This window comes from Stenotrophomonas sp. 96582_Sma (assembly GCF_056480905.1).
Genome location: NZ_CM151122.1, coordinates 3,406,121 through 3,428,986, shown reverse-complemented (window position 1 = coordinate 3,428,986; position 22,866 = coordinate 3,406,121). Strand labels below are relative to the sequence as shown.

The following is a 22,866-nucleotide window of genomic DNA, read 5'->3' as shown; positions in this document are numbered from 1 at the left end:
ATCAGTCTCCCGCGCCCTGAATGTCGGTACGGCCAGCCAGCGTCGCGGCCGTCATCGCATCGGCCATCACCGAGGCGTAGTCGTCCAGGGTCATGTTCGGGTGCAGCTCAAACAGCCGGTCGCGCAATTGCTCCAGCGAGTCGACCTCATCGACCAGCTGGCGGATCTGCTCGACCCATCCAGCACCAATGGGCGACAGCCGGCGATCGAGCTGCTGGCCCAGCTCGACAGCGGGATCGGGCGTCTTCGGGGTGCCGTCGGCAAAGGCGGCGGGATAGTGCCTGCGCAGCAAGCTGACCACCGCACCGCCGGCGTCGGCGAACTGGGCGCCATCGATCGCCGTCGGTACCGCAGGCGGATCCTGCGGCGCCTGGACAGGCTCGTAGTTGTCGCCGTAGGTCTGATCCATGTAGACCTGCTTGGGCTTGTAGCCCAGGTCAAGGATCTTCTTGTCACGGCTGGCGGTAGCGTCCAGATCCTCCGGCTCTTCCGTGACGCGATAGACCCGAGGAATGGCCGCGCCAGGGAAGTTCCATTCGGTGAGCCAGCGCGCTGGGCCCTTGTTGAAGGACTCGCACACCAGGTCGGCATCGGAGGTGATGATGTCGCGGCGCACCTCGCGCTGCAGCTGGTCGTTGCCCAACTTGCCTGGCGTGCCTTGGGTGCTGGCGGTCTGGCCCAGCACCACCTTCTGGATGGTGGCATCCATGTAGTCCTGCAGGGCCTTGTAGTCGGCCGTGCCACTACGTCCGGCCTCCAGCAACGCCAGCTCCATTCCCTTGGGCATGATGATGCCGCTGTCGGTCTGGATCGCGCGGGTGGCCTGCAGCAGCTTGGCCTTCTCCGGATCGGTTGCGTTGGTGTCGTACTTGCCCACCGCAGTGGGCATGCCGAACTTCTCAAGGAAGATCAGCCAGAACTTGAGCCCGTTGCGCTTGAACAGCACCGGCCAGTACAGCCAGTGCGCCAAGCCGAGGCCGTACGGCTCATCGTCGTGGTCGGCACCGGAGCAGAAGTTCCAGAAATAGGGCGCGTGCGCCGGCACGCCCTCGGTCATCTGGGTCTGGGTGAGCAGGCGCAGATCACCTTCCTTGCCGTAACGGAAGCGCCGACGGTTACGGACCTTGATGTCCTTCAGGCCGATGCGAGTACCGTCGACCTTGTACAGGATCTCCGCCACGCCATAGCCGTAGAACACGCCGAAGAGCATCTTGCGGGTGACGTTGTCCCAGCCGATGCCATGCAGCTGCTCCTGCAGATACTCTGCCGCCTGGCGGTCGATACGCTTCTCGCCGCCGGGCTCCACCTGCCATTCGCAGGCCACCACCGAATCCTGGCGGGAGCCGAAGGTGGTCTTCACCTCCGGGTCGGACAGCACCTGTTCGTAGATCTGAAGGTCGTAGCCGCCGCGGTTGCGCAGGACACTGTCAAAGGGCAGCAGCAGTGGCCCGGTGTAACCACGGGTGATGTCGATGCCATCGGCAGTGGTGGCAATCTCGCGGCCGATCTCTGGGCGGGCGGTGGTCATGCATATCCTCCAAAATCATTTCCGCCGCTGACCGTGCCGAAGGCATCATCGGTCACGACGGTGGCCACGCCGTCTGCTCGGCCGTCGCCGATGTAGGCGCGCGCGCCGGCTGCCTGGAACTCAATGGGCACCGAGGTGACGTGGTTGAGTGCGGCAAACTGCATCAGCACGCCGGCGATCGCGCCGTCGCCGTGGCGCACCAGCTCCGGATCCTGCAGGTCCTTGCGCTCCAGACGCGGCACCATCGGGATACCGTCGACGTACTCCACCGCGCGGTGGTCGTCTTCCAGGGACGCGTCCCTGGGCAGGCTGAGGAAGCCGTCTTCGAACAGCGCGATGTACTTGGGCATCCATTCGCCGTACCAGGGGCGCGACAGGGTGACCTCGTGGATTGGGCCACCGATGTAGCGGCCGGTCCCGGTATCGAGCTCAGCCCGGCCGTAGCGGTCGCCGGTGTACTCCATCAAGGTCTGGCCGGGGCCAGTGGCATCGCCGGCGAATGACCAGCGGCCAGGGAATCCTTCCTTCAGCGCGTCCAGCAGCGCCCACAGGATCTGCTCCTGCTGGCGGGTGGGCGCGTTGGCCATCTCGATCAGGAACGGCACGTCGCGGCGCAGATCCTGACCGACCTTGGCAGGCTTGATGACCGAGAAGTGACGGTGGCGCGCGAAGTCCATGCCGATCGCCCAGCGCCCGGTGAACCCGGCCACCGCAGCACGGAGCACTGGCAGCAGCGTGGTGGCGATCCAGACCGAGCACCAGATCTCGCGCTCCTTCTCAGAGCGCTTGGGGAAGTCATCATCGAAGACCAGGCGCAGCACTGGCCGGGCCTCGGGCATGGCCCGATCGATCCAGACCGAGGGGATGGCTGAGCCATCGCCATCGCGCGGGATGACGTCCAGCTCCTCGCGCATGGCGGCCTTGCGCGGGCCGTAGGCCGAGCGAATCGCGGTGTACCACTCCTTCTTGCCCTCGGCGGTGGCCACCTTGCCACGCATAGCGCAGACCCGCTCGTACAGGCCATTGGACACCGCATCATCGAAGCTGATGCGGATGACCCCGGCCTTCTTGCCGTAGCGGCCGGCCTGGACGTCCTGCACCAGCTGATTGAACGGGTTCTTCTTGCCGCGGTGGGTGGACCACACGCGGATGCGGCCGCCCCAGATCAGCAGGGCGGTGGCCGACTCGAGCACCTTGGCCACGTCCTTGTGCAGCGCCGCTTCGTCCAGGTCGACCACGCCCTGCAGGCCGTGGATGTTCTCCGGGCGCGAGGACAGTGCCGTGATACGGAAACCACTGGCGAAGCGAACCCGGAATGCCTGGATCTGCCGACTGGTGCCGTCGGGCTGCTGGTCCTGGAAGATGTGCTGCTCGATCCGCGAGGCCTGGCCTCGAGCGATGATCGGCGCGAACTTGGCCACGTAGCCAATGAACTCCAGACCCTTTTCCTTGGTGTCGGCCATGTACCACACGTTGTCGCCGCCGGCGTCCTTGGCAGAGGCTGCGGTGATGGTGTCGCTCAACGCCTGGGCGAAGGTGATGCCGGTACGACGCCCCTTCTCGCAGACCGCGATATCCAGCCCTTCCTGCATCCGGATCCATTCGGACTGATGGGCCATCAGCACGCCAGCCTTACTGATGTCGAAGTTGGCCGAAATGGCGCGCACGCTCTCGGGCAACTCATCCCAGTCCAGGATGCGCTCGGTATCGGGCAGGGAACCGAGTGCGCTCACTTAGCCGACCCCATGCAGCACTTGGTTCTTCCAGAAATCCACCCCGGCAGCGTCCAGGCCCTGTGCGCGTGCCGCTTCCTCAACCCGGCTGGCAGCGTCGATCAGCGCCTTCTGGCGGATCTCACCGGCCCACTTCTCGCGCACGATGGAAGAGCGGGTCAGTTCAGCAATGGCCTTGGCCGCCTTGCTGTACAGCGCAATGCGATCGGCTGGGGAAATGCTCTCATCGTCCTGGTCGGCCGCTTCCTGGAACTGCAGCAGCGCTTCGAACAGGTCGGTCTGCAGCAGGCCCAGCAGTGCACTGCCGCGCTCGGCGGCATTATCCGGCGCCTGCTCGGCTACCAGTTTCATGGCCTCGGTGCTGGCGCTGATCGAAGCCAGACGGCGCTTGAGCCGCTTGGCGCGTTCGTTGACGGTGGTCTTGCTGATCTCATAGCCCTGCTCGCCGAGCCATTCGGACAGCGAGATGCTGCCGCCGAAGGCATTGGCGACCAGGCGCCGATCCAGCTCGTCGCGCACCTCGGCCGGCAATAGGTCGATCTTGCTCACGGGAGGCATGGGATCACCAGTACTTCGGTGGGCGCGCGATGCCCGGCCCGCAGTCGATGCTGTACTCGACAATATCCACACCGTGGCGCGTCAGCTCAGCCGACCACGGCCCCGAAGGGGATTTGGTGATGTCGATCAGGCGGCGGGTGTCCAGGTAATCCAGCTCCCTGCGCACTTCCAAAGCGGTGGCATCCGGATACATGTCCTGGGCGGCGCCGGCCAGGACGGCTTCGCCGATCGGATAGGGGCGAGAGCGATCCAGCACCAGCAGCATCAGCCAGCGCAGCTGCTCCCGGCGCAACTTGCCCAGATCCGGGCCCTGATTTCCGTGACTCACGGCGTGTTCCCCTTGCTTTGCATGTTCGTGATCTTCGAGGCCACTGCATCGAGCTTTGCCTCGATGACGCTCTGCCCGCGGGCATAGTCCTCGCGGCGGACGTATTCCTTCGCAACTTCCAGGCGGAAGTCGGTGAGGTGGCTCTCAACCTCGCGCCAGCGCTTGCTGTCGTTAATCAGGATGGCCAACTGCTGATCAGTGCGTTGCTGCAGCTGGTTGACCAGCCAGCGACCGCCGGCGATCAGGCCGCCGAGCAGGGTGATGCCGATGCCGGCGAACCACACCAGGTAGAGCGGCTGCACTTCAACGATCATGGGTTGGCCTCGACGGAAGGGTGCTGTCCGGTGAGGACACCGATGACGCGCTGGCAGGCCCGGACGTGGTTGTCGGCGTCGCGTCCGACTCGAACAAGATCGCCCGCGACCTCTGCTCGTAGTTGGGCGCTCGCATCACGTTCGACGGCGCCAGAGACGGCTTGGGACAGGCGAGCGGTGTGGCAGGTGGCGAGGTCGTTGCGCAGCCTGAGATCGCCAGTACGCACGTCAGCCACAACAGCAGCAGGGACGTACGCGGACGCCTCCCGATCATTTTCATGTTCGTCTCCGATCTGGGCCATCGCCTTGGCCTGGGTGTGCTCGATGTCACGAGCGCTGCGCTCGTCTTCCAGCTGCGATTGAAGGGTGGTCACGCGCTGCTGGGACGTGGCGTCGCGAGCCTGGGCATCCAAGGCATTGCCGCGGTAGAGAAGGGCCGCGGCAATGGCCACCAGCAGGAGCACCAGCAGCAGGGCGATCGTTACGATCAGTGCGCGAATCATCAGTACCGGCCCTCGCACATCGCGCGCTCAGCCGTGCGGCGGCGTTCAAGTCCTTTGTATGGCCGGCCGCCGGCGTTGGCCCAGTTGCTTAGCTGGGCACATGCAAGATCCCAGCGACCTTGGTTGGCGTAGACGCGGATGCGCGGCTGCTGGCCGTTGCGCAGGGTACACAGGCCGTCCTTCACCCCGGCGCCGCCAGGGCCCACGTTGAAGGTGAAGGACGTCAGGGCAGCCGCCTGATAGTCCGTCATCGGCGCCTTGATGCAGCTCTGTACGGTGTTCCAGGCAACACCAAGGTCCGACTGGAGCAGGTGCTCGCATTCGGCGCGGGTGTAGGTGCGCTGTTCGACGTTTGCCGTATGGCCGTAGCAAACCGTCAGTTTGCCGACTACATCGCGGTAGGGCTGGGCCGAGTAGCCCTCAAAGGGCTGTACCAGCCCGAGCAGCAACGCCAGCATGGTCGCCAGCATTCCACCCGCGATGGGCAGTGCTTTGTTACCGGGTTGCTCTGCTGCCATGCGCCATCTCCAGGGAAAGATGGCCGACGGGCAGACGAGGATGCCCGTCGGCCAGGTGCGCCAGTGCGCACCAAACCGATGGGCAGAGTGTCAATTTCTATTGGGAGGTAGTCTTGGGACCGCGGTCCGCATGAGCCACTGCGGCCTGCGTGGAAGAGTGAGCGCTTGCGGCAGCCGACAGGTAATTGGGAGCTTTGAAAGATCAATGCTCGGGACATCGACGCTCGACACAATGGAAGTCAAGCCGGCGGGAGGCTTAGCCCCTTGTCCTCACATACCATTTGGACTGCCTCCGGAGAGTCGAGGCCCATTACATGAGCAGTCAACTTTCCATTTAGATCGAACAGCAACCCAGTCATTGGGGTGTAGCCGCCATAGGCGCCGAAGCCGTTCTTGGAATTCACCAGACCACAGAATGAGCCTTCTCCATTGACCCGGACATTACTGAACCGAGCACTAGAGGCATCCTTAAGCTGAGTTTCAAGTCCCGCCTTAATAGCGGCAAGCTCCTTCGGAGTAGCCTCTCGCACGCCCCCACTCGCATGCGCATACGCATACGCCGAGATCGCTAAACAGAAACCGAGTACCACCTTCTTTTTCAATCGAATCATTCCACTCTCCTTAGTTAGGCGTCCGCTTACGGACACTTCGAGATGCTTCAGCTTGGACGTCTTTTCGCAACAGGCCCCCGAGCATCGTCAGAGCTATCGCGCGACTGTCGTCGGAAAGTGCCCAGAACGTGTCAATGACCTCGTTGAACATCGCGATCTGTTCCTGGGCCAAACCAGGCCTGGCTACGCTGCGCTGGCCGACTAGAACGTAGAGAGGGTCCAGCCCGATCTCCGCCAAATCAGCGAGCTGGGCTGAAGTGGGGGACGTAGCACCCTTCTCCCAATCGATCACGGTCCGCTTCGAAGCGCCAACGATTTCGCCAAGGGCGGTCTGGCTTAGCCCAAGACGTGATCGCTCGTCGCGAAGGCGCGACCCGATGGTGCAGATTAATTCACTCATAAGTGTTGACAGGTGCAGATATCTGCACCATTCTTGTCCTGCCCGGTTTAAACAACACCGCAAGGATACGACATGGTTCAGCACCTACCTCCCGGACGCGATCTGATGAACAAGGTCCGCGCCGGCATGACCCTCCAGAACACTACCGTCAGCGCCTGGTGCCGCCAGCACGGCGTGAACCCCAGCGCAGCCCGTCAGGCTATCTACGGCACTTGGGCGGGCCCGAAGGGCCAGGCGCTGCGCGCCCAACTGCTCAAGGCAGCCGGCGTGAGGGACGTGGCATGAACACTTCCGGCCGCCCCCTGGATGAGGTGCCCACCCGCGAACTGGAGCTGTTGCTCGCCTCGGCCCGCGACCAGTACGCCACGGCCGTGAACAACTGGCAGTGCGCCGTCGAATCGGACGAGCCGCTGGCCAGCACCCTGCCGCTGGCTGGCGCCGTGGACGCGGCCGATCGCCGGGCCGTTCGCATCCTGAAAGAGCTGGCCCGCCGCCAGCAGGGAGCTGCAGCATGAGCGAGCAAAGCATCTTCGCCCGCCTGCTGTTCGCCTTGGCCGGGCACAGCCACTCCGGCCTGCGCCTGAAGCCCATTGCCGACGGCATTGGCGAATCGCCCAGTACCACGTTGCGCAACCTGCAGCGCATGGCCGAGGACGGCCTGGTCGAGCGCTCCCCCTTCGACCAGGACAACTGGCGCCTGTCCCCCCGAATTGTCCAGATCGCCTTGGCCCATCAGGCCGAGGTAGCCCGCGAAGAGCGCCAGCTGGACGACTTCAAGAACCGCTACAGCCGTAGCCCCAACTGATGACGAGGATCGAAATGGCAGAGAAGCAACCCAACAAGCGCGGCGCCAAGCCGCTCGCCCAGGCCGAGCCGGTGGGCACGGAACTGGACACGAGCAAGCTGGTCGAGCGCAGCCAGGAACTGCAGGTGATGGCGCAGGCCGAGGCGCAGGTGAAGAGCCTGGCCACCACGCTGGGCTACGCAGGTGCCTTGGACACCGACTCGCTCTGGAGCATGGTCGAGTACCGCCAACGCCGCTCCGTCGAGGACATCCTCGAAATGGGCCGGGGCCTGCTGCTCATCAAAGAGCAAGTCGGGCACGGAGAGTTCATTGATCAATGCACTCAGCGAGGCCTACATCGACGCATGGCGTCACGCTTCATGGGTGTCGCCCTTAAATTTTCCAAATGGGACTCTAAGTCCCTTTTGGCTGCCGCAGGCACCCAAACCAAAGTGATCGAGCTCGCCGTCCTGGACGATGAAGAGATTCAGGCACTGGACTCCGGTGACTCAGTTGCCGGCATCACCTTGGACGACGTAGAGCGCATGAGCGCCAGCCAGCTCCGCACCGCATTGCGTGAAGCAAAGGCTGACGGCGAGGCAAAGGACCAGCGCATCACCAAGTTGAGCGACGATCTCAACAAGGCGGAGGAGAAGACAGCAAAAGCACAGCGGAAGTGGAAGAAGGCCACGCCCGACGAGCAATCGCAGGAATTGCTGACCCAGCTGGAGCAGGCGGCCGCCCAGGTGCGCATCGCCATTGCCAGCGGCAGTGAAGAAGCTGGCTTCAGTGGTGCGGTGATTGCGCTGATGCAGCACGCCGAACAGCACGACCTCAATGTCGAAGAGCAGGTTGCCGGCCTGATCGCCAGCCTGATCAACGACCTGCGCCTTGTCCGCGACCACCAGGAGGTCGGCGTGACGGTGATCCATGACCGCCGCCTGGCCGACTGGAAGCGGGAGGGCTGATATGGCCCTCAGCGCCAGCTTGATCGAGCAGGCCGCTGCTGACCTGCTCTGCGCCGGCCACGGCCAGAAGCGCGCCATTGCCGAGCGATACGCCGCCGAATGGGGCTGCAGCGTGCAGACACTGTATCGACAGGTCTCGAAGCTGACCTGTTCGCTGAAGCCTCGCAAGCGCCGCAGCGATCGCGGCAATTCGGGATGGACCCTTGAGGAACTGGAGCTGATTTCGGCAGTGCTGCTCGAATCACGCCGCGGCACCGGCAAGCGCCTGGCCAGCATCGGCGAGGCCATCGACATGCTTCGCGCCAACGACATGGTGCGCGGCGAGGTGATCGATGGTGAAACGGGTGAGATCCGTCAGCTGAGCGAGAGCTCGGCGGCCAAGGCTCTGCGCGTCAATCGCCTACACCCGGATCAGCTGTCAGCGCCGGCCCCGAAGGTGCAGCTGGCCAGCGAACACCCCAACCAGGTGTGGCAGGCCGATCCCAGCCTGTGCGTGCTGTATTACCTCAAGCGGCAGGATGGCCTGCACGCGATGCCTGCCAGCGAGTTCTACAAGAACAAGCCGAAGAACCTGGCGCGCGTAGAGAACGAGCGCGTCTGGCGCTACGTGTTCACCGACCACACCAGCGGTGCCTTCTACGTGGAGTACGTGCTGGGCGCGGAGAGCGGCGAGAACCTGTGCCGTACGTTCATCAATGCCATGCAGTATCGCGGCGCGGCTGACCCGCTGTGCGGTGCGCCGATGATGGTGATGGTGGATCCGGGCAGCGCCAATACCGGCGCGATGTTCAAGAACCTGTGTGCCGCGCTGGGCATCCGTATCTGGATCAACCAGCCCGGCCAGCCGTGGGCCAAGGGCCAGGTCGAGAAGACCAACGACCTGATCGAGCGCAAGTTCGAGCATCGCCTGCGCTTTGACAACGTACAGAGCCTGGAGCAGCTCAATGACTCGGCATGGCGCTGGATGCGCAACTTCAATGCCACCGCTCAGCACACCCGGCACAAGTCCTCGCGCTATCAGGCGTGGATGACGATCAAACCGGATCAGCTGCGGTTGGTACCGGCTGTCGAGGATTGCATGAAGCTTGCTACCCGAGCACCGGAACTGCGCAAGGTCAGCCCGCTGCTGCGGATCAGCTTCCTGGGCAAGAGCTTTGATGTATCCGGCGTCCCGGGTGTGATCGTGGGCCAGAAGCTGACTGTGGCCCGCAATGCCTTCGGCAGTGAATTCGGAGCGCAGGCCCTGTTCACCGACGACGCTGGGCGCGATACCTGGTACACGATGGAGCCGCTGGAGGCCGACGCCTACGGCTTTACCGGCGCAGTGGCGGTCGGTACCTACCGTGCGCAGTCCGATACGCCGGCCGATACCAACCGCAAGCGGGTCGAACGTCTGGCGATGGATGCGCAGACCGACGAGCAGGCCAAGGCGCAGCGTAAGGGCAAGGCAATGCCGTTCGGGGGAAGGATCGATCCGTACAAATCGGTGCAGCAGGCACCGGAGATCCAGCACCTGCCGCGCCGCGGACACCGAGTCGATGTTGCCGTCCCCGATGTGGTGGAAGCGCCTCGCTTCAACGTCGATTCCATTACGCCGATCCGCGCCGAACTGCCGCCACTGAACCACGTGGAAGCGGCAATGCGCCTGAAGCCACTGGTGGAGGCAGCCGGTTCGGCCTGGTTGCCCGACCACTACGCACGCACCGCCCAGCGCTGGCCTGAAGGCCTGCCGGTGGATCAGGTCGAGTCCTGGGCACAAACCTTGGCGACGCCGGAGCGCGGCGGCCTGCGCCTGGTGGAAGGAGGTGCGGCATGACGCTGCGCCTGAAGCGCCTGCTCACCGATGCCGGCATCAAGCAGGGCGTGCTGGCCACAGCCGCCGGCCTGAGCCGACCGGCCCTCAATGCCCTGATCAATCACGGCCAGCTGCCCACCAGCTGCGATCCAGCAGCGGTGCGCGCTGCCATCAGTTCCTGCCTGACCCAGCACGGCGTGACCGACGCCCACTGGCATGAAAAGGAGGGGCCGACGTGCTCCAACACGCCGGCCCCGGTTTCCCCAACGCAAGACACCGATAACGACAACGACATTCACGACGAGGAAGATCCCATGCTACTGCGTTTTCAGGCATTGACCCCACAGGCCAAGCGCCACTTCGGCCTGACCACCAATCCCTTCGCCGATCCAGCCAGCGCCGAAGACGTGTTCCTCTCTCCGGATATCCGCTATGTCCGCGAGAGCATGTACCAGGTTGCCCGCCACGGCGGCTTCGCTGCGGTGATCGGCGAGAGCGGTGCCGGCAAGAGCACGCTGTGCGAAGACCTGGTCGATCGCATCCAGCGCGAGGAACAGGCCGTCATTGTGATCAAGCCCTACGTGCTGGCCAGCGAAGGCAGCGATGCGGTGGGCAAGACCCTGCGCAGCCACCACATCGCTGAGGCGATCATGGCCGCCGTCGCGCCGCTGGCCAAGCCGAAGAGCAGCCCCGAAGCCCGCTTCCGCCAACTGCACGAATCGCTGCGTGACAGCGCCCGCGCCGGTCACAGCCACGTTCTGGTGATTGAAGAGGCCCACAGCCTGCCGCTGCCAACCCTGAAGCACCTCAAGCGCTTCCGCGAGCTGAAGGACGGCCTGCGCCCACTGCTGTCGGTGATCCTGATCGGCCAGCCCGAGCTGGGCGTGAAGCTCTCCGAACACAACCCGGAGGTGCGCGAAGTAGTACAGCGCATTGAAATCATCACGCTGCCGCCGCTGGACAATGAGCTGGGCGCCTACCTGGCCCACCGCTTCAAGCGCGCCCAGGTGCCGCTGGACAAGGTGGTGGAACAGAGCGCCATCGACGCGCTGCGCGCCAAGCTGGTTCCCTCGCGCGGTGCGGGCTCGCTGCTCTACCCGCTGGCCGTCCAGAACGCGCTCACCGCCGCGATGAACCGCGCCGCTGACCTGGGCGTGCCGACCGTCACCGCCGACGTCGTGCGGGGGGTGTGAGATGGCCATTCGAACTGAAGGCTGGCCGGCCGTAGAAGGCATGGTGGTTGAGCCGATGACGGCGCAGTGGCCGCTTGCAACGCGCGTTGTGGCGGTTCCCTTCGAGATGCAAGACCGTCCTGCACCGGTAAACGTGGACATCCTGCAGGTAGTGATCGTGCCGCGCGCTAACTGGGAGCGCATCACTGCCCATGTGCCGGCCGAGGTGCTGCAGCGTGAAGGGGTGGCTCATGGCTGACCGCGCCCCCACCGACGGGCTGCCGTACCTGCGCAGCTTCGCGCATCAGCTGCTGCGCGAGGCAGAACTCCCCGATCGCCAGGTAACGGTGATGCACCGGGATCTGTTCCGCCGAGCGCACATCGACTGGCAGGATGGCCAGAACATGGCCTCGCTGCTGGACAGCCTCAACCTGCAGCAGCTGCGTGCACTGGTCGACCAGCTGCGCGACGGCGATGAAGACGAGGAGGAATGATGGCCGTTCCGACCCTCCAGCGTTGCCTTGGCCAGGTGCACAACCGCAAGCGCCACAGCGCCCAGCACCCACAGCGAAAGAAGTCCATCGGGGTGCTGGTGCAGGACTGCCACATGTTCCCCACAGCGTCGCGAGTGGGGGCTATCCAGGTACAGGACCCTGACTCCAGGCGTGAGTACCTGATCGAGGTGTGGATCCACACCGGCGTGCTGGTGATCTCGCAGAGCACCAACAAGCGCTGGCTGCTGGAACTGGACGAGATTCTGGACCTGGCGATTGCCGCCGGCATTGATCGGGGGGCCATCTGACATGCAGCTGGCCCTGCTGCCGCAAGAGCTGTCCCCACAGACGGTGCTTTTGCAGTTGCAGGGCCGTCGCGGCGCCGTCAACGGCATCACCGCCCGCGACCTGGTGCAGCAGATCACCTCACGTACCAGCACCGCCGACGAGCGCCGCCTGCGCCAGATCATCGAGCAGCTGCGGCGCGAGGGACACCCGATCTGCGCCCACCCGGCTCACGGTTACCACCTTGCCGCCAGTGCGGCCGAACTGGACCGCGCCTGCACCTTCCTGGTCGGGCGCGCCATGACCTCCCTGGAGCAGGTCAGCGCGATGAAGCGCGTTGCGCTCCCGGATCTGTACGGACAACTCGGGCTGGACAAGCCCGCTACCGACGAGGAATCCAACCATGAACCATGAACGTAACTCCGATGTGCTGTATGCCGCCGCGAACACTGCCCGCGAGCTGGAGAACAGCGGCATCGAGATCTTGGGCCTGCACAGCAACGGCCGTCGCGCGGTGCTGATTCTGGACCGCCCTCCCACGATGGTGGGTGGCCACCTCAAGCGCCGCCAGCCCAACGGCAGCGGCGGCCAGGACCGCGTGATGGCCGCCGAGTACCAGGGCGTGCAGCTGGAGTGGACCCAGCGTCCTCCGGTGCTGCGGGAGGTGGCTCATGGCTGAGCGCGGCCAGTTCCTGGTGGTCCCTGCTGAGTGGGTGGGTGGCGACACCTTCACCGACTCGGCCAAGGCGATCGAAGACGCCCAGGCCCGCAGCAAGGTCGACGGCAAGCATCGCGCGGTGGTTTGCGTGGTCGCTCGCACCACGCCCAGCCCTGCACCGGTCATCGTGCTGACGCGTACGGAAGCCGGCATCACTCAACCGCAGGTCGTTCAGCCATGAGCGCCATCCCCAGCGTCGCAATGCAGCACGCCATCGCCCTGTCACTGGGCACCAGCGTGGTCCGTTCTGCGGATCTGATCGACCGGGTGATGGAGCACGGCTTCCGATCCCGCTGGCATGTGTCCAACGCAGTCTACGCGGCCTTGGGATGCGGGATGATCCTGCGCGTTGGCGAGGGGCTGACCCGCGACTATCGCCTCAACCCCGACTGGAAGATCGACCAAGCGGCGTTGGCGGCCGCGCAGGCGCAGCGTGTGCGTGGTACCCGGCCGGGTATGACAGGGGCGCAGAAGGCCCGATCTGCTGCTGGCGGTTACGAAGGTCCCGCCTTCGACAAAGGCCCGCTGATGCCCTCCATCGGCACCGTGTGTCAGTCCCAGGAGGATCTGGAAGGCGAGCTGCCGCCTTACCTCGGTGGTCGCTTGGTCGATTCGCTGCATAGCCACTTCGATCGCATCTTCGGTGGGGTGGAGTGATGGCACGCACCGGCCGCCAGCGCTACGACCACCTGCGCGCGATGCGCTTTGCGCTGTGGGCGCGTACGCAGAACCCGCGCCAGCTCACACCACAGCGCATTTCCGGCCTGCTCGGCATCTCGCTGGATGCCGCCCGCCGCTGGCGCGCCGACTGGTTCACCGCCACCAGCCCTATCCATGTCGAAGGAGTCCCCGATGTCCTTCGGCCCACTCAACCGTTTGTCACCCCCGCCGCCCAAGGAGGCGCCCAATGACCCCATCCATTCCCGAAGGCTACCGCGAGGACCGTAACGGTCGGCTGGTGCCCGAGGCACAGATCAAGCCGATCGATCTGGCGCGTGACCAGCTGGTGCAGGAGAAGATCCAGCGCGCCCTGGAACTGCGCGAAGCACTGCGCACGTTCAAGGCGGATACGTTCGCCGATATCGGCGCGTTCGTGCAGCTCAGCGGCGAGCAGTACGGCGCCAAGATCGGCGGCGACAAGGGCAACGTCAGCCTGTATTCCTACGATGGCCGCTTCAAGATCCTGCGCGCCTGCCAGGACACCATCCAGTTCGATGAGCGCCTGCAGGCCGCCAAGGCCCTCATCGATGAGTGCCTGAACGACTGGACCGAAGGCTCACGCGCCGAGCTGCGCACCCTGGTCAACAGCGCCTTCAAGGTGGGCCAGGACGGCAGCATCAAGACGGCAGAGGTGCTGTCACTGCGCCGGCTGCAGTTCGATGACGCCCGCTGGCAGCGGGCAATGACCGCGATCAGTGATGCGGTGACGGTGGTGGGCAGCAAGACCTACGTGCGCTTCTACGAGCGCGATGCACGGGGTCAGTACCAGCCGATTTCCCTCGACGTGGCCGGAGTCTGACATGCCGAAGATCCGAGACACCTGCACCTTCCGCTTCGACGGTGTTCGCGGTGCACTCAATGCCAGCACCTTGGCCCTGGCGGTGGAGATCGCCGACCGAGCGGCGCGGGCCGACGTCGAGATCCACGCTCTGGCCGTCGAGCTGGACGGGTTGCGCTTTTTCGACGCCACCTGCGGCAACGTCCAAGGCGAAGACGCGACCGCTGCTCGCTATGCCGTCCGTCAGGCAGTGCGGTACATCGAGGCGCGCGGAGACGCGTTGCCCTGGCGCCTGAAGCGCCACATCTCCCAGCCGGCGCTGCTGCACTTCGAAGATCGCACCGACCCCGAGGTGGCCACCACCGGGCCGCGTCATGCCTGCGTCAACTGCGACATGCCCACCGGTGCGCCCGAGTCGCCCATGTGCGGCCCCTGCGCTCAGCAGGCGGTGGGCGCGATGGCCGCCGCGCTGGCTGCCGCCAACCAACGTTTGGATCTGATCCACGAGGTTCAGAAATCCATCTGCGAGGTGCAATTGTGATCGCGTACTGCTGGGCCAATGGCCAGATCGGCTTCGGAACAAACGTGCCGGACGGCGCAATCTTCATTGCCGAAGGGAGCAGCGCGCAGCTGCGCAAGGTGATCAGCGTCGCAGCCAGGCACGGAAAGGGAATGATGCAGGGGATGCTGCTTGTACCGGGTGTGCCAGAGGCGCAGACGCAGCGGGCAAAGGGTGACGCGCTTGGGGCTTGGCTTGCGTGGTGTTCCCAGCATCCGCGTCGGCTGCGCTGGGGCGCACTGCGCGCCAGCAACCGCAACACCGACTCAAAGGAGAACCGCCATGTTCATGCGTAACCTGGTGCTGTTCCGCTTTCCGACCAGCACCGACTTCTCCGAAGTCGAATCCGTGCTGCCGTATGGCGTTCTGAAGCCGGTCGGTCCGCTGGAAATGAACTCGCGCGGCTTCATTTCCCCCTTCGGTCGCGAGGAGCAGGAGCACCTGTCGTGCCGGCAGGGCAACTTCCTCTGGCTGACGGTGGGTGGCGAGGACAAGATTCTGCCCGGAGCGGTGGTCAACCGTGCGCTGGAGAGCCGTCTTCAGGTCATGGAGCAGGAACAGGGGCGCCGACCCGGTGGCCGCGAGCGCAAGCGCATGAAGGACGACATCCTGCACGAGCTGCTGCCCAAGGCCTTCGTCAAGAACACTCGCCACGACGCGATCCTGGACCTCACCCACGGCTATGTGGCCGTGGATACCTCCAGCCGCAAGGTGGGCGAGGCCTTCGTGTCCGATATCCGTGGCCTGCTGGGCAGCTTCCCGGCAATCCCGCTGAATGCCCAGGTCGCGCCGCGCTCGATCCTGACCGGCTGGATCGCTGGCGAGCCGCTGCCGGACGGGCTATCCCTTGGAGAGTCCGCCGAGCTGCGCGATCCGGTCGAGGGTGGCGCCAAGGTGCGCTGCAGCGACCAGGAACTGCGCAGCGACGAGATCGACAAGCACCTGGATGCCGGCAAGCAGGTCACCAAGTTGGCCCTGGTGCTGGAGGACGCGCTGTCCTTCGAGCTGGGCGATGACCTGGTGGTGCGAAAGCTGAAGTTCCTGGACGGTGCGCTCTCGCAGTTGGAGCAAGCCGACGCCGATAGCCATCGCGCCGAGTTCGATGCCCGCTTCGCCCTCCAGAGCGGTGAGATTCGCTACCTGTTCGTGCTGCTGGAACAGGCCTTCCACCTTTCAACGAACCCGTGAGGCCCGGCATGACCATCAAGCGCTACAAGATTGAACGTGACTGGGGCGAAGGCCAGGTACAGCTTGAGATCGACCACAGCATCTTGACGCCGAAGCTGGCGACGGAAATCAACAAGTTCTGGACCGGTGCCGATGAGCGCCTTGGAGAAGCCGACGGCGACGCGGTACTGGCCGTCATCAAGATGGCGGGTGCCGAGTTCATGGGGTGGGTGCTGGACGTGAACTCCAGCTACTCGACCGAGGGTATGCAGCGTGAGTTCGATCAGCTGGAGGGCTGGCCGTCGCCCCACGGCATCCGCTTGGTCGATTGGGACGACCGGCCCGATCTCGATTCCTGCCTCATGCAGGTCGAGGAAGTGGAGGTGTCTCATGGATGAGACCGTGTACGACGCGGCATGGCGGGCCTACAAGGCCGCGCCTCGCGCCGTGGCCAACGGCCCGTCACGCTCAGCCGTTCGAGCGGCGGTGGATGCGGTTCTTGGCTACCTGATGCCGCCTGGTTCGACGCCAGCGTTCTTCGCCGACCGCAAACTGCGGCGGGCAGTGCCGGCGGACCTCATGGAGATGGGCAGTGAGAGCCAGCGCGGCCACTGGCCGGCCATGCGGGCAACCTACACCGTCCCGCTTTTCTGGCTCCCGCCAGAGCTGGCCGCGAGCGAGGGGCCGCTGATCCGCCGCAATCCGCTGACGAAGAAGTCCCAGGTGGCCGCCGTCCTGAAGGACGGCGGCCGTATCGTGCCTGGTGCGCGCGAAGGACTGCGGCGGCTCTTGGATCATGCCGGTCAGGAAGTGCCGGCATGGCAGACCGCCCTCCGGGCCGCTCAGGGCGCAAGGAGCAAGGCATGACGCGCATTCGCAAGGCCGGCGACGGCCGTAACCGGGTGCTGGCCGCGATCCACGCCGGCGCCAAGAAGCTCGGTCTCTCCGAGGACGTCTACCGTGACTTGGTTGAGCGCGTCTCCAAGGAGCACGGGGCCTCCCAGCGAAGCGCCGGCAAATGCGATCGCCGGCAGCTCGATGCGATCGCCAACGAGCTGCGTCGCCTGGGTGGAATTCCCGCCAAGGCGGCGTACGCAGCCAAACGTTGGGCAGGCCGCCCCAAGGGCGACCTGTCCCCTCAGCTGTCCAAGATCGAAGCCCTGCTGGCTGATTCGGGGCGTGAGTGGGAATATGCCCATTCGGTGGCCCGCCACATGTTCAAGGTAGGACGCCTGGAATGGTGCAACCCGGATCAGTTGTCCAAAGTGATTGCCGCTCTTCAGATCGATGCCAATCGCCGCGCCCGGCGGGAGGCCCCTTCGGCATGAGGTCGATGGAGGCCCGCCGTCATGAGCTTCTCAGCGAGATTGCCGAAGTGGTGGCAGGTCTGCTGAGTCGTGAGCATGCGCTTCCAGCCGAGGTTGCTGACCTGGTGGGAGCAGCGGTGGCCGATAGCCTGGCTGAACACTGGGGCGGGCAGACCATCACGTACCCGAAGGATGCGCACTTCAAAGCTACGCAGCGGGAGATCGAGATCTTGCGCGCCTACCTGGCCGGCGCTTCGACCGCTAAACTGGCCCACGAGACCGGGATGCACGAAAGAAGCATTCGCCGGCTGATCCGTCGGGCTCAGGATCGTGCCGGCGGGCTTGATCAACTGGATCTGTTTCGCTCATCGCCCTGACTGCAACTTTCGAGAGAAGCCATGCCCAGACCGCCCAAAATGACCACGCTGCCACCTGCAGTCCTGGCCGAGGTACAGGAGAGACTGCGGAACAACGGGTATTCGCAGTCTGTCGAAATCTCCCAATGGCTGGCTGAGCTCGGCTTTTCCATCAGCAAGACGACGGTCAACGACTACTCACAGCAACTCCGCACTTTGGACGCTGAAGATGGAGATATCATCGCCACGATGATGCAGCGTCGTCGGAAGTCTGGGGCCTTGAGCAGCAGCAAGATCGGGCTACTGATCGAATTGGGGCAGCTTAGAGTTCGAGAGCATCAGATCCTCACGCAACTCGCTAACCTGGAACAGGCCGGCGAGTGATTGCGCCACGCGCAATGAGTGTTGAATGAAGGTGAGCGGTAATCCCGCGTTGTCCGGGGTTGTCCGGCATATATCTCGCCAACACCCCTGATATATCTCACCCCTGAACAGCCGCGGGCATCGTAGTAGGCGGTGGCGACCTGCCCCCCCCCCATCAGCAGAGCGACCACCGCCCAGGCCTGCAGGACCCGGCGGCGGCGGGGCAGGGCGGGCAACAGCTTCCAGCATGCCCAGGCCAGCAGGCCTTCGGCGGCGAAGATGGCGGCGACCAGCAGTCCGGCCTGCAGCCAGGTTTTCCAGGACAACGCGACCTGGTCCTGCAGCGCGCCGCCGAACACCATGTTCACCACCATGGCATTGAGGTGGAACCGATACAGAGTGAAAACCTTCGCATCAACCAGCAGCAGGCACAGCCACAGGCCCTGCAGCAGCACGGCGCTGATGCTCAGCGTGCGCGCGCTGCGCGGCCACAGGCCCAGCAGCAGCGGCAGCAGGCCTGCGAGGGCACCGAAGGCGAGCAGATGTCCCGGCAGAGCGACGGACAGGTAAACCAGGCCGATTGCGCCACCGGGGTTGTCGGCCAGCGGTACGTTGCCGAGCGTGATCGCCATCGCCAGCAGCGCGTTGCCGGCCACGAACAGCGACCACCAGGCCAATCGGCGCCAGTGACGTGCCGGGCCGGAGGGCAGGGAGGTGTTGGCAGAAGGAGCAGCAGGGCGCATGAAGGACGGAGGCGGCAGATGGAGCAGGGGCGGGAGTCCCGGTTGTGACGGAATCGTTAATCCGCGCGCGGGTTGCGCATTGTATCGGTTTGTTTCTTCGTATCGAGTGGCGTCCCCCGGGCGATCTGTCACAATGTTCAGGTGGGCCATGAATGCGCTGGCCCTTCCAGACCCAACGACAAGCCAGGAACCGCTGTGAGCCAGATCCCCACCCTCGACATCACCCGTTTCGACAGCGACCGCGAGGCCTTCGTGGCCGAGCTGGGCGCGGCCTACCGCCAATGGGGATTCGCGGGCATCCGCAACCACGGCATCCCGCAGGCCGACATCGACGCGGCCTACGATGCCTTCAAGGCCTTCTTCGCCCTGCCGGAGGAGGTCAAGCGCAAGTACCACGTGGCCGGCAGTGGCGGCGCCCGCGGCTACACCCCGTTCGGCGTGGAGACCGCCAAGGGCTCCAAGCATTTCGACCTGAAGGAGTTCTGGCACATCGGTCGCGAGATCGCCGACGACTCCAAGTACCGTGATGTGATGGCGCCGAACCTGTGGCCGACCGAGGTCGAGGGCTTCCGCGAGCGCGGTTACGGCCTGTACCAGGCGCTGGACAACCTGGGTTCGCGCGTACTGTCGGCGCTGGCCCTGCACATCGGCCTGCCGGAAGACTTCTTCGCCGACAAGACCAACTTCGGCAACTCGATCCTGCGCCCGATCCACTACCCGCCGATCACCACCGACGACATCCCGAACGTGCGCGCCGGCGCGCATGGCGACATCAACTTCATCACCCTGCTGGTCGGCGCCAGCGCCGCGGGCCTGGAAGTGCAGTCGCACGAGGGCGAGTGGGTGCCGTTCACCTCGGACGCGGACACCATCGTGGTCAACATCGGCGACATGCTGCAGCGCCTGACCAACCACGTGTACCCGTCGACCATCCACCGCGTGGTCAACCCCCCGGGTGAGCTGGCGCGCCAGCCGCGCTACTCGGTGCCGTTCTTCCTGCATCCGAACCCGGACTATCTGATCGACGTGCTGCCGTCCTGCATCACCCCGGAGAACCCGAGCCGGTACCCGGAGGCGATCACCGCCCACGGCTTCCTCGAGGAACGCCTGCGCGAGATCAAGCTGAAGTAATGAGAAGTGAGGCCGCCGAAAGGCGGCCTTTTTCTTTGCAGGGCTGCGCCCTGCACCCGCAGAGGCCAAAGCCAAAGCCAAAGCCAATGCGGCTCTGGGTTTCTGCTGGTTGGGCGGGGCGGTGTGGATTGGCAGGACACGCCGTAAACCCGTCCCTGGGGGCTCGATGGCGCCATCCATGGCGCCAACGGTCCTGCCAACCCACACCGCCCCACCCCCGACAGTTTCCCGGTGACGGTGGGTAAATCGCGATTCCCGGTAGGTGTCGACCTTGGTCGACACGGTAGATCCACGCCATGCGTGGATGAGATCTGTTGGATCGAAGCGGGGCAGGGGTACCTGGAATGCCGCTTTTGCTCTTGATCTTCTTTTTTCTTTCCGTGGCGGGCGGAACCGCCGCAATGTGTCAGAGGCCGGGCGGGTGGGGATGGCGGGGGTGTCCGCGGCATGGATGCCGCGGCCAAGCCCCAAATCCAACCGGGCTCACCGCGACCCACCCAACCCAGCCGGCCCGCCACGAGGGGCTGCGCCGTTGGCTGAAAATCCATGTAACCGCTTACACGGAAACGGATTTTTGCCGTAACGGGTATCATGACCGGCTGACTTCACACAGGAGCCACCCGCTCATGCGCCGCAAGATCGTCGCCGGAAACTGGAAGCTGCATGGCAGCCGTCAATTCGCCAATGAACTGCTGGGGCAGGTCGCCGCCGGGCTGCCGCTGGAGGGGGTGGACGTGGTGATCCTGCCGCCGCTGCCCTACCTCGGGGAGCTGGTCGAGGACTTTGGTGATACCGGCCTGGCCTTTGGCGCGCAGGACGTGAGCAGCAACGAGAAGGGCGCCTACACCGGCGAGGTCTGCGCCGCCATGCTGGTCGAGGTCGGCGCCCGCTATGGCTTGGTCGGCCATTCCGAGCGCCGCCAGTACCACCACGAAAGCAGCGAGCTGGTCGCACGCAAGTTCGCCGCCGCCCAGCACGCCGGCCTGGTGCCGGTGCTGTGCGTGGGCGAGACCTTGGAGCAGCGCGAGGCCGGGCAGACCGAAGCGGTCATCGCCGGCCAGCTGGCGCCGGTGCTGGAGCTGGTCGGCGCGGCCGGTTTCGCCAAGGCCGTGGTCGCCTACGAGCCGGTCTGGGCCATCGGTACCGGCCGTACCGCTACCAAGGAGCAGGCGCAACAGGTGCACGCGTTCATCCGTGGCGAAGTCGCGCGTATCGATGCTAGAATCGCTGATTCACTGCCCATTGTTTACGGCGGTAGCGTGAAGCCCGACAATGCCGGGGAACTGTTCGCGCAGCCGGATGTCGATGGTGGGCTGGTCGGCGGCGCCTCCCTGGTGGCCGCGGACTTCCTGGCCATCGCACGGGCGGCGGCCGCGAACTAATCCTAGAAGTTTTGTCCGAGGGCGGTTTCCAATGCTGATGTTGATCCTCAATGTCGTCTACGTGCTGGTCGCTGTGGCCATGATCGCGCTGATCCTGATGCAGCGTGGCTCGGGTGCGGCGGCGGGTTCGGGCTTTGGTGCCGGTGCCTCGGGTACGGTGTTCGGTGCGCGCGGCGCCTCGAACTTCCTGTCCAAGTCGACCAAGTGGCTGGCTGTCGTGTTCTTCGGCATCAGCCTCTTCATGGCCTGGTATGCCGGTCATGGCAGCCGCCCGGCGGCCGACCAGGATCTGGGCCTGATGTCCGCACCGGCGGCAGTCGCTCCGGCGGCTCCGGCGGGCGAATTGCCGGCCGTTCCGAAGGCCGATGCGGTCCCGGTCGCCCCGGTTCCGGCCGCGAATGTGCCGGCTCAGGCGGAATCTTCGGTTTCTGGTGAAGAAAAGCCTTCGGAAGGCTCCCAGAAAGACTGAAGCCGGTTACAATACGCGGCGCATCGGGAAGATAGTCTGATGTGATCGTTTGCCCAGGTGGCGGAATTGGTAGACGCACTACCTTGAGGTGGTAGCGACGCAAGTCGTAGGGGTTCGAGTCCCCTCTTGGGCACCATTTGTAAGTAAAGCGGGTTCGTCTGGCGCGCAAGGCGCCAGGCAGATTCCCGTCCACTCCCCCATGCCAAAGCGCCTGCAGGCGCGGCGGCAGAGGCAAGAGAGAATCGCTGTGCTGGCCGAATATTTGCCGTCTCTGCTGTTTCTGATCGTTGCCACCGGTATCGGCATTACGCTGATGCTGGTTGGTCGATTCCTCGGTCCCCGCCGCCCCGATCTGGAAAAGCTGTCGCCGTACGAGTGCGGCTTCGAGGCCTTCGAAGACGCGCGCATGAAGTTCGACGTGCGCTATTACCTGATCGCGATCCAGTTCATCGTCTTCGACCTGGAAATCATCTTCATCGTGCCGTGGACCCAGGTCTTCATGGAGCTGGGTGCCCGTTCGCTCATCACCATGGGCCTGTTCGTCGGCATGCTGTTCCTCGGTTTCATTTACGTCTGGAAGAAGGGAGCGCTGGAATGGGAGTGATTCAGACTCTCGATGGCCTCATGAACAACCCCACGCCGGAAGGCCGGGTTGATGACATCCTGCGGCCGGAAGGCGACAACCCGCTGCTGGAAAAGGGCTTCGTCACCACCAGCGTCGATGCACTGCTGAACTGGGCGCGCACCGGCTCGATGTGGCCGATGACCTTCGGTCTGGCCTGCTGCGCGGTCGAGATGATGCATGCCGGCGCCGCGCGTCTGGACCTTGACCGCTACGGCGTGGTGTTCCGCCCGTCGCCGCGTCAGTCCGACGTGATGATCGTGGCCGGTACCCTGGTCAACAAGATGGCCCCGGCGCTGCGCAAGGTCTACGACCAGATGCCGGACCCGAAGTGGGTCATCTCGATGGGTAGCTGCGCCAATGGTGGCGGCTATTACCACTACTCCTATTCTGTGGTGCGCGGCTGTGATCGCGTGGTGCCGGTGGACGTCTACGTCCCGGGCTGCCCGCCGACCGCCGAGGCGCTGGTGTACGGGATCCTGCAGCTGCAGAAGAAGATCTGGCGTACACAGACCATCGCCCGCTGACCCCTTCACCTGACAAGAGCGCGCCAAGCCCCC

37 protein-coding genes, 1 tRNA gene and 1 pseudogene are annotated in these 22,866 nt (G+C 64.8%); 29 read left to right on the top strand and 10 right to left on the bottom strand.

Going from position 1 to position 22,866, the window contains the following annotated elements:
- Position 1: 1 nt before the first annotated feature.
- The 9 genes from ACZK2R_RS16135 to ACZK2R_RS16095 all read right to left on the bottom strand — a co-directional run bounded on the left by ACZK2R_RS16135 (position 2) and on the right by ACZK2R_RS16095 (position 6,493).
- Positions 2-1,528, bottom strand: a complete 1,527-nt coding sequence (locus ACZK2R_RS16135; RefSeq protein WP_049440533.1) for a DUF935 domain-containing protein — start codon at positions 1,526-1,528, stop codon at positions 2-4.
- Entirely contained in the window at positions 1,525-3,261 is a 1,737-nt protein-coding gene (locus tag ACZK2R_RS16130; RefSeq protein ID WP_057503424.1) for a hypothetical protein, read from the bottom strand. Before ACZK2R_RS16130 ends, ACZK2R_RS16135 begins: the two co-directional genes overlap by 4 nt.
- A complete protein-coding gene (locus tag ACZK2R_RS16125) occupies positions 3,262-3,819 on the bottom strand; it encodes a DUF3486 family protein (RefSeq protein WP_064968339.1) in 558 nt (185 codons plus the stop codon).
- Between the two features lie 4 nt (positions 3,820-3,823).
- On the bottom strand, positions 3,824-4,147 hold the full coding sequence (locus ACZK2R_RS16120; protein WP_024957611.1) for a hypothetical protein: 324 nt from the start codon (positions 4,145-4,147) through the stop codon (positions 3,824-3,826).
- Positions 4,144-4,461 carry a hypothetical protein gene (locus ACZK2R_RS16115; RefSeq protein ID WP_049397725.1) on the bottom strand — a complete coding sequence of 106 codons (318 nt, stop codon included), beginning with the start codon at positions 4,459-4,461 and terminating at the stop codon, positions 4,144-4,146. Before ACZK2R_RS16115 ends, ACZK2R_RS16120 begins: the two co-directional genes overlap by 4 nt.
- Positions 4,458-4,964, bottom strand: coding sequence for a lysis system spanin subunit (locus ACZK2R_RS16110; protein WP_057503444.1), 507 nt, complete (start codon positions 4,962-4,964; stop codon positions 4,458-4,460). The genes ACZK2R_RS16115 and ACZK2R_RS16110 overlap by 4 nt, the downstream gene beginning before the upstream one ends.
- On the bottom strand, positions 4,964-5,482 hold the full coding sequence (locus tag ACZK2R_RS16105) for a lysozyme (protein ID WP_478487408.1): 519 nt from the start codon (positions 5,480-5,482) through the stop codon (positions 4,964-4,966). The genes ACZK2R_RS16110 and ACZK2R_RS16105 overlap by 1 nt, the downstream gene beginning before the upstream one ends.
- Before the next feature lie 239 nt (positions 5,483-5,721).
- The gene (locus tag ACZK2R_RS16100; protein WP_152906960.1) at positions 5,722-6,093 is read right to left on the bottom strand and encodes a hypothetical protein; all 372 of its coding nucleotides are present in this window, start codon (positions 6,091-6,093) and stop codon (positions 5,722-5,724) included.
- Between the two features lie 10 nt (positions 6,094-6,103).
- Positions 6,104-6,493, bottom strand: coding sequence for a helix-turn-helix domain-containing protein (locus ACZK2R_RS16095; protein ID WP_053092055.1), 390 nt, complete (start codon positions 6,491-6,493; stop codon positions 6,104-6,106).
- Between the two features lie 105 nt (positions 6,494-6,598).
- Between ACZK2R_RS16095 and ACZK2R_RS16090 the strand changes: the two genes are divergently transcribed.
- Genes ACZK2R_RS16090 through ACZK2R_RS15980 form a run of 23 tightly spaced genes read left to right on the top strand, consistent with a single transcriptional unit; the run spans position 6,599 to position 17,980 of the window.
- Positions 6,599-6,778: a hypothetical protein gene (locus tag ACZK2R_RS16090; protein ID WP_152906961.1), complete on the top strand. Its 180-nt coding sequence runs from the start codon at positions 6,599-6,601 to the stop codon at positions 6,776-6,778.
- Complete coding sequence (locus ACZK2R_RS16085; RefSeq protein WP_049440544.1) at positions 6,775-7,008, top strand: hypothetical protein; 234 nt, start codon at positions 6,775-6,777, stop codon at positions 7,006-7,008. Before ACZK2R_RS16090 ends, ACZK2R_RS16085 begins: the two co-directional genes overlap by 4 nt.
- Positions 7,005-7,298, top strand: a complete 294-nt coding sequence (locus tag ACZK2R_RS16080) for a helix-turn-helix domain-containing protein (RefSeq protein ID WP_049440546.1) — start codon at positions 7,005-7,007, stop codon at positions 7,296-7,298. The genes ACZK2R_RS16085 and ACZK2R_RS16080 overlap by 4 nt, the downstream gene beginning before the upstream one ends.
- Positions 7,298-8,245, top strand: a complete 948-nt coding sequence (locus ACZK2R_RS16075) for a hypothetical protein (protein ID WP_236253130.1) — start codon at positions 7,298-7,300, stop codon at positions 8,243-8,245. The genes ACZK2R_RS16080 and ACZK2R_RS16075 overlap by 1 nt, the downstream gene beginning before the upstream one ends.
- Position 8,246: 1 nt before the next feature.
- The gene (locus ACZK2R_RS16070) at positions 8,247-10,061 is read left to right on the top strand and encodes a DDE-type integrase/transposase/recombinase (RefSeq protein ID WP_049440548.1); all 1,815 of its coding nucleotides are present in this window, start codon (positions 8,247-8,249) and stop codon (positions 10,059-10,061) included.
- Positions 10,058-11,233, top strand: coding sequence for an ExeA family protein (locus ACZK2R_RS16065; protein WP_049440550.1), 1,176 nt, complete (start codon positions 10,058-10,060; stop codon positions 11,231-11,233). The genes ACZK2R_RS16070 and ACZK2R_RS16065 overlap by 4 nt, the downstream gene beginning before the upstream one ends.
- A 1-nt stretch (position 11,234) precedes the next feature.
- Positions 11,235-11,471, top strand: coding sequence for a hypothetical protein (locus ACZK2R_RS16060; RefSeq protein ID WP_152906962.1), 237 nt, complete (start codon positions 11,235-11,237; stop codon positions 11,469-11,471).
- Positions 11,464-11,706: a hypothetical protein gene (locus ACZK2R_RS16055; protein WP_049440554.1), complete on the top strand. Its 243-nt coding sequence runs from the start codon at positions 11,464-11,466 to the stop codon at positions 11,704-11,706. The genes ACZK2R_RS16060 and ACZK2R_RS16055 overlap by 8 nt, the downstream gene beginning before the upstream one ends.
- Entirely contained in the window at positions 11,706-12,014 is a 309-nt protein-coding gene (locus tag ACZK2R_RS16050) for a hypothetical protein (protein ID WP_049440555.1), read from the top strand. The genes ACZK2R_RS16055 and ACZK2R_RS16050 overlap by 1 nt, the downstream gene beginning before the upstream one ends.
- A gap of 1 nt (position 12,015) precedes the next feature.
- A complete protein-coding gene (locus ACZK2R_RS16045) occupies positions 12,016-12,405 on the top strand; it encodes a hypothetical protein (RefSeq protein WP_024957596.1) in 390 nt (129 codons plus the stop codon).
- Complete coding sequence (locus tag ACZK2R_RS16040) at positions 12,395-12,670, top strand: hypothetical protein (protein ID WP_024957595.1); 276 nt, start codon at positions 12,395-12,397, stop codon at positions 12,668-12,670. Before ACZK2R_RS16045 ends, ACZK2R_RS16040 begins: the two co-directional genes overlap by 11 nt.
- Positions 12,663-12,890 carry a hypothetical protein gene (locus tag ACZK2R_RS16035; protein ID WP_049397735.1) on the top strand — a complete coding sequence of 76 codons (228 nt, stop codon included), beginning with the start codon at positions 12,663-12,665 and terminating at the stop codon, positions 12,888-12,890. The genes ACZK2R_RS16040 and ACZK2R_RS16035 overlap by 8 nt, the downstream gene beginning before the upstream one ends.
- Positions 12,887-13,366 carry a hypothetical protein gene (locus ACZK2R_RS16030; RefSeq protein WP_049440558.1) on the top strand — a complete coding sequence of 160 codons (480 nt, stop codon included), beginning with the start codon at positions 12,887-12,889 and terminating at the stop codon, positions 13,364-13,366. Before ACZK2R_RS16035 ends, ACZK2R_RS16030 begins: the two co-directional genes overlap by 4 nt.
- The gene (locus tag ACZK2R_RS16025; protein WP_049397737.1) at positions 13,366-13,620 is read left to right on the top strand and encodes a hypothetical protein; all 255 of its coding nucleotides are present in this window, start codon (positions 13,366-13,368) and stop codon (positions 13,618-13,620) included. The genes ACZK2R_RS16030 and ACZK2R_RS16025 overlap by 1 nt, the downstream gene beginning before the upstream one ends.
- Positions 13,617-14,228, top strand: coding sequence for a DUF3164 family protein (locus tag ACZK2R_RS16020; RefSeq protein ID WP_049403072.1), 612 nt, complete (start codon positions 13,617-13,619; stop codon positions 14,226-14,228). Before ACZK2R_RS16025 ends, ACZK2R_RS16020 begins: the two co-directional genes overlap by 4 nt.
- 1 nt (position 14,229) lies before the next feature.
- Positions 14,230-14,748: a hypothetical protein gene (locus ACZK2R_RS16015; RefSeq protein ID WP_049440560.1), complete on the top strand. Its 519-nt coding sequence runs from the start codon at positions 14,230-14,232 to the stop codon at positions 14,746-14,748.
- A complete protein-coding gene (locus ACZK2R_RS16010; RefSeq protein WP_065428103.1) occupies positions 14,745-15,062 on the top strand; it encodes a hypothetical protein in 318 nt (105 codons plus the stop codon). Before ACZK2R_RS16015 ends, ACZK2R_RS16010 begins: the two co-directional genes overlap by 4 nt.
- On the top strand, positions 15,049-15,954 hold the full coding sequence (locus ACZK2R_RS16005; RefSeq protein WP_049440562.1) for a recombination-associated protein RdgC: 906 nt from the start codon (positions 15,049-15,051) through the stop codon (positions 15,952-15,954). Before ACZK2R_RS16010 ends, ACZK2R_RS16005 begins: the two co-directional genes overlap by 14 nt.
- 8 nt (positions 15,955-15,962) lie before the next feature.
- Positions 15,963-16,331, top strand: coding sequence for a DUF2528 family protein (locus ACZK2R_RS16000; RefSeq protein WP_049403075.1), 369 nt, complete (start codon positions 15,963-15,965; stop codon positions 16,329-16,331).
- Entirely contained in the window at positions 16,324-16,800 is a 477-nt protein-coding gene (locus ACZK2R_RS15995) for a hypothetical protein (protein WP_053092056.1), read from the top strand. The genes ACZK2R_RS16000 and ACZK2R_RS15995 overlap by 8 nt, the downstream gene beginning before the upstream one ends.
- The gene (locus tag ACZK2R_RS15990; protein WP_049440564.1) at positions 16,797-17,261 is read left to right on the top strand and encodes a regulatory protein GemA; all 465 of its coding nucleotides are present in this window, start codon (positions 16,797-16,799) and stop codon (positions 17,259-17,261) included. Before ACZK2R_RS15995 ends, ACZK2R_RS15990 begins: the two co-directional genes overlap by 4 nt.
- A gap of 5 nt (positions 17,262-17,266) precedes the next feature.
- Positions 17,267-17,617: a Mor transcription activator family protein gene (locus ACZK2R_RS15985; RefSeq protein WP_049440566.1), complete on the top strand. Its 351-nt coding sequence runs from the start codon at positions 17,267-17,269 to the stop codon at positions 17,615-17,617.
- A 39-nt stretch (positions 17,618-17,656) separates the two neighbouring features.
- Positions 17,657-17,980 carry a phage protein Gp27 family protein gene (locus ACZK2R_RS15980; protein ID WP_049440568.1) on the top strand — a complete coding sequence of 108 codons (324 nt, stop codon included), beginning with the start codon at positions 17,657-17,659 and terminating at the stop codon, positions 17,978-17,980.
- Positions 17,981-18,090: 110 nt separating this feature from the next.
- Here the strand turns inward: ACZK2R_RS15980 and ACZK2R_RS15975 are convergent.
- Positions 18,091-18,702 (bottom strand): annotated as a pseudogene (locus ACZK2R_RS15975) (DUF3413 domain-containing protein); the annotation flags it as partial.
- Between the two features lie 195 nt (positions 18,703-18,897).
- Here ACZK2R_RS15975 and ACZK2R_RS15970 point away from each other — a divergent pair.
- From ACZK2R_RS15970 to ACZK2R_RS15945, 6 genes are all read left to right on the top strand, one after another.
- Positions 18,898-19,833 (top strand): isopenicillin N synthase family dioxygenase, encoded by a 936-nt coding sequence (locus tag ACZK2R_RS15970; RefSeq protein ID WP_032128257.1) that lies wholly within the window; start codon positions 18,898-18,900, stop codon positions 19,831-19,833.
- Positions 19,834-20,459: 626 nt separating this feature from the next.
- On the top strand, positions 20,460-21,215 hold the full coding sequence (tpiA, locus tag ACZK2R_RS15965) for a triose-phosphate isomerase (RefSeq protein WP_125894346.1): 756 nt from the start codon (positions 20,460-20,462) through the stop codon (positions 21,213-21,215).
- Between the two features lie 31 nt (positions 21,216-21,246).
- Entirely contained in the window at positions 21,247-21,684 is a 438-nt protein-coding gene (secG, locus tag ACZK2R_RS15960; RefSeq protein ID WP_180836630.1) for a preprotein translocase subunit SecG, read from the top strand.
- A 51-nt stretch (positions 21,685-21,735) separates the two neighbouring features.
- A tRNA-Leu gene (locus ACZK2R_RS15955) sits at positions 21,736-21,820 on the top strand.
- Between the two features lie 111 nt (positions 21,821-21,931).
- Positions 21,932-22,288 carry an NADH-quinone oxidoreductase subunit A gene (locus ACZK2R_RS15950; RefSeq protein WP_008265012.1) on the top strand — a complete coding sequence of 119 codons (357 nt, stop codon included), beginning with the start codon at positions 21,932-21,934 and terminating at the stop codon, positions 22,286-22,288.
- Complete coding sequence (locus tag ACZK2R_RS15945; protein ID WP_005410463.1) at positions 22,279-22,833, top strand: NuoB/complex I 20 kDa subunit family protein; 555 nt, start codon at positions 22,279-22,281, stop codon at positions 22,831-22,833. The genes ACZK2R_RS15950 and ACZK2R_RS15945 overlap by 10 nt, the downstream gene beginning before the upstream one ends.
- Positions 22,834-22,866 lie beyond the last annotated feature (33 nt).

Coding starts and splice junctions, on each gene's coding strand:
- ACZK2R_RS16135 (WP_049440533.1), bottom strand. CDS start 1,528: ATGACCACCGCCCGCCCAGAGATCGGCCGCGAGATTGCCACCACTGCC.
- ACZK2R_RS16125 (WP_064968339.1), bottom strand. CDS start 3,819: ATGCCTCCCGTGAGCAAGATCGACCTATTGCCGGCCGAGGTGCGCGAC.
- ACZK2R_RS16115 (WP_049397725.1), bottom strand. CDS start 4,461: ATGATCGTTGAAGTGCAGCCGCTCTACCTGGTGTGGTTCGCCGGCATC.
- ACZK2R_RS16110 (WP_057503444.1), bottom strand. CDS start 4,964: ATGATTCGCGCACTGATCGTAACGATCGCCCTGCTGCTGGTGCTCCTG.
- ACZK2R_RS16105 (WP_478487408.1), bottom strand. CDS start 5,482: ATGGCAGCAGAGCAACCCGGTAACAAAGCACTGCCCATCGCGGGTGGA.
- ACZK2R_RS16100 (WP_152906960.1), bottom strand. CDS start 6,093: ATGATTCGATTGAAAAAGAAGGTGGTACTCGGTTTCTGTTTAGCGATC.
- ACZK2R_RS16095 (WP_053092055.1), bottom strand. CDS start 6,493: ATGAGTGAATTAATCTGCACCATCGGGTCGCGCCTTCGCGACGAGCGA.
- ACZK2R_RS16090 (WP_152906961.1), top strand. CDS start 6,599: ATGAACAAGGTCCGCGCCGGCATGACCCTCCAGAACACTACCGTCAGC.
- ACZK2R_RS16085 (WP_049440544.1), top strand. CDS start 6,775: ATGAACACTTCCGGCCGCCCCCTGGATGAGGTGCCCACCCGCGAACTG.
- ACZK2R_RS16080 (WP_049440546.1), top strand. CDS start 7,005: ATGAGCGAGCAAAGCATCTTCGCCCGCCTGCTGTTCGCCTTGGCCGGG.
- ACZK2R_RS16075 (WP_236253130.1), top strand. CDS start 7,298: ATGACGAGGATCGAAATGGCAGAGAAGCAACCCAACAAGCGCGGCGCC.
- ACZK2R_RS16070 (WP_049440548.1), top strand. CDS start 8,247: ATGGCCCTCAGCGCCAGCTTGATCGAGCAGGCCGCTGCTGACCTGCTC.
- ACZK2R_RS16065 (WP_049440550.1), top strand. CDS start 10,058: ATGACGCTGCGCCTGAAGCGCCTGCTCACCGATGCCGGCATCAAGCAG.
- ACZK2R_RS16060 (WP_152906962.1), top strand. CDS start 11,235: ATGGCCATTCGAACTGAAGGCTGGCCGGCCGTAGAAGGCATGGTGGTT.
- ACZK2R_RS16055 (WP_049440554.1), top strand. CDS start 11,464: ATGGCTGACCGCGCCCCCACCGACGGGCTGCCGTACCTGCGCAGCTTC.
- ACZK2R_RS16050 (WP_049440555.1), top strand. CDS start 11,706: ATGGCCGTTCCGACCCTCCAGCGTTGCCTTGGCCAGGTGCACAACCGC.
- ACZK2R_RS16045 (WP_024957596.1), top strand. CDS start 12,016: ATGCAGCTGGCCCTGCTGCCGCAAGAGCTGTCCCCACAGACGGTGCTT.
- ACZK2R_RS16040 (WP_024957595.1), top strand. CDS start 12,395: ATGAACCATGAACGTAACTCCGATGTGCTGTATGCCGCCGCGAACACT.
- ACZK2R_RS16035 (WP_049397735.1), top strand. CDS start 12,663: ATGGCTGAGCGCGGCCAGTTCCTGGTGGTCCCTGCTGAGTGGGTGGGT.
- ACZK2R_RS16030 (WP_049440558.1), top strand. CDS start 12,887: ATGAGCGCCATCCCCAGCGTCGCAATGCAGCACGCCATCGCCCTGTCA.
- ACZK2R_RS16025 (WP_049397737.1), top strand. CDS start 13,366: ATGGCACGCACCGGCCGCCAGCGCTACGACCACCTGCGCGCGATGCGC.
- ACZK2R_RS16020 (WP_049403072.1), top strand. CDS start 13,617: ATGACCCCATCCATTCCCGAAGGCTACCGCGAGGACCGTAACGGTCGG.
- ACZK2R_RS16015 (WP_049440560.1), top strand. CDS start 14,230: ATGCCGAAGATCCGAGACACCTGCACCTTCCGCTTCGACGGTGTTCGC.
- ACZK2R_RS16005 (WP_049440562.1), top strand. CDS start 15,049: ATGTTCATGCGTAACCTGGTGCTGTTCCGCTTTCCGACCAGCACCGAC.
- ACZK2R_RS16000 (WP_049403075.1), top strand. CDS start 15,963: ATGACCATCAAGCGCTACAAGATTGAACGTGACTGGGGCGAAGGCCAG.
- ACZK2R_RS15995 (WP_053092056.1), top strand. CDS start 16,324: ATGGATGAGACCGTGTACGACGCGGCATGGCGGGCCTACAAGGCCGCG.
- ACZK2R_RS15990 (WP_049440564.1), top strand. CDS start 16,797: ATGACGCGCATTCGCAAGGCCGGCGACGGCCGTAACCGGGTGCTGGCC.
- ACZK2R_RS15985 (WP_049440566.1), top strand. CDS start 17,267: ATGGAGGCCCGCCGTCATGAGCTTCTCAGCGAGATTGCCGAAGTGGTG.
- ACZK2R_RS15980 (WP_049440568.1), top strand. CDS start 17,657: ATGACCACGCTGCCACCTGCAGTCCTGGCCGAGGTACAGGAGAGACTG.
- tpiA (WP_125894346.1), top strand. CDS start 20,460: ATGCGCCGCAAGATCGTCGCCGGAAACTGGAAGCTGCATGGCAGCCGT.
- secG (WP_180836630.1), top strand. CDS start 21,247: ATGCTGATGTTGATCCTCAATGTCGTCTACGTGCTGGTCGCTGTGGCC.
- ACZK2R_RS15945 (WP_005410463.1), top strand. CDS start 22,279: ATGGGAGTGATTCAGACTCTCGATGGCCTCATGAACAACCCCACGCCG.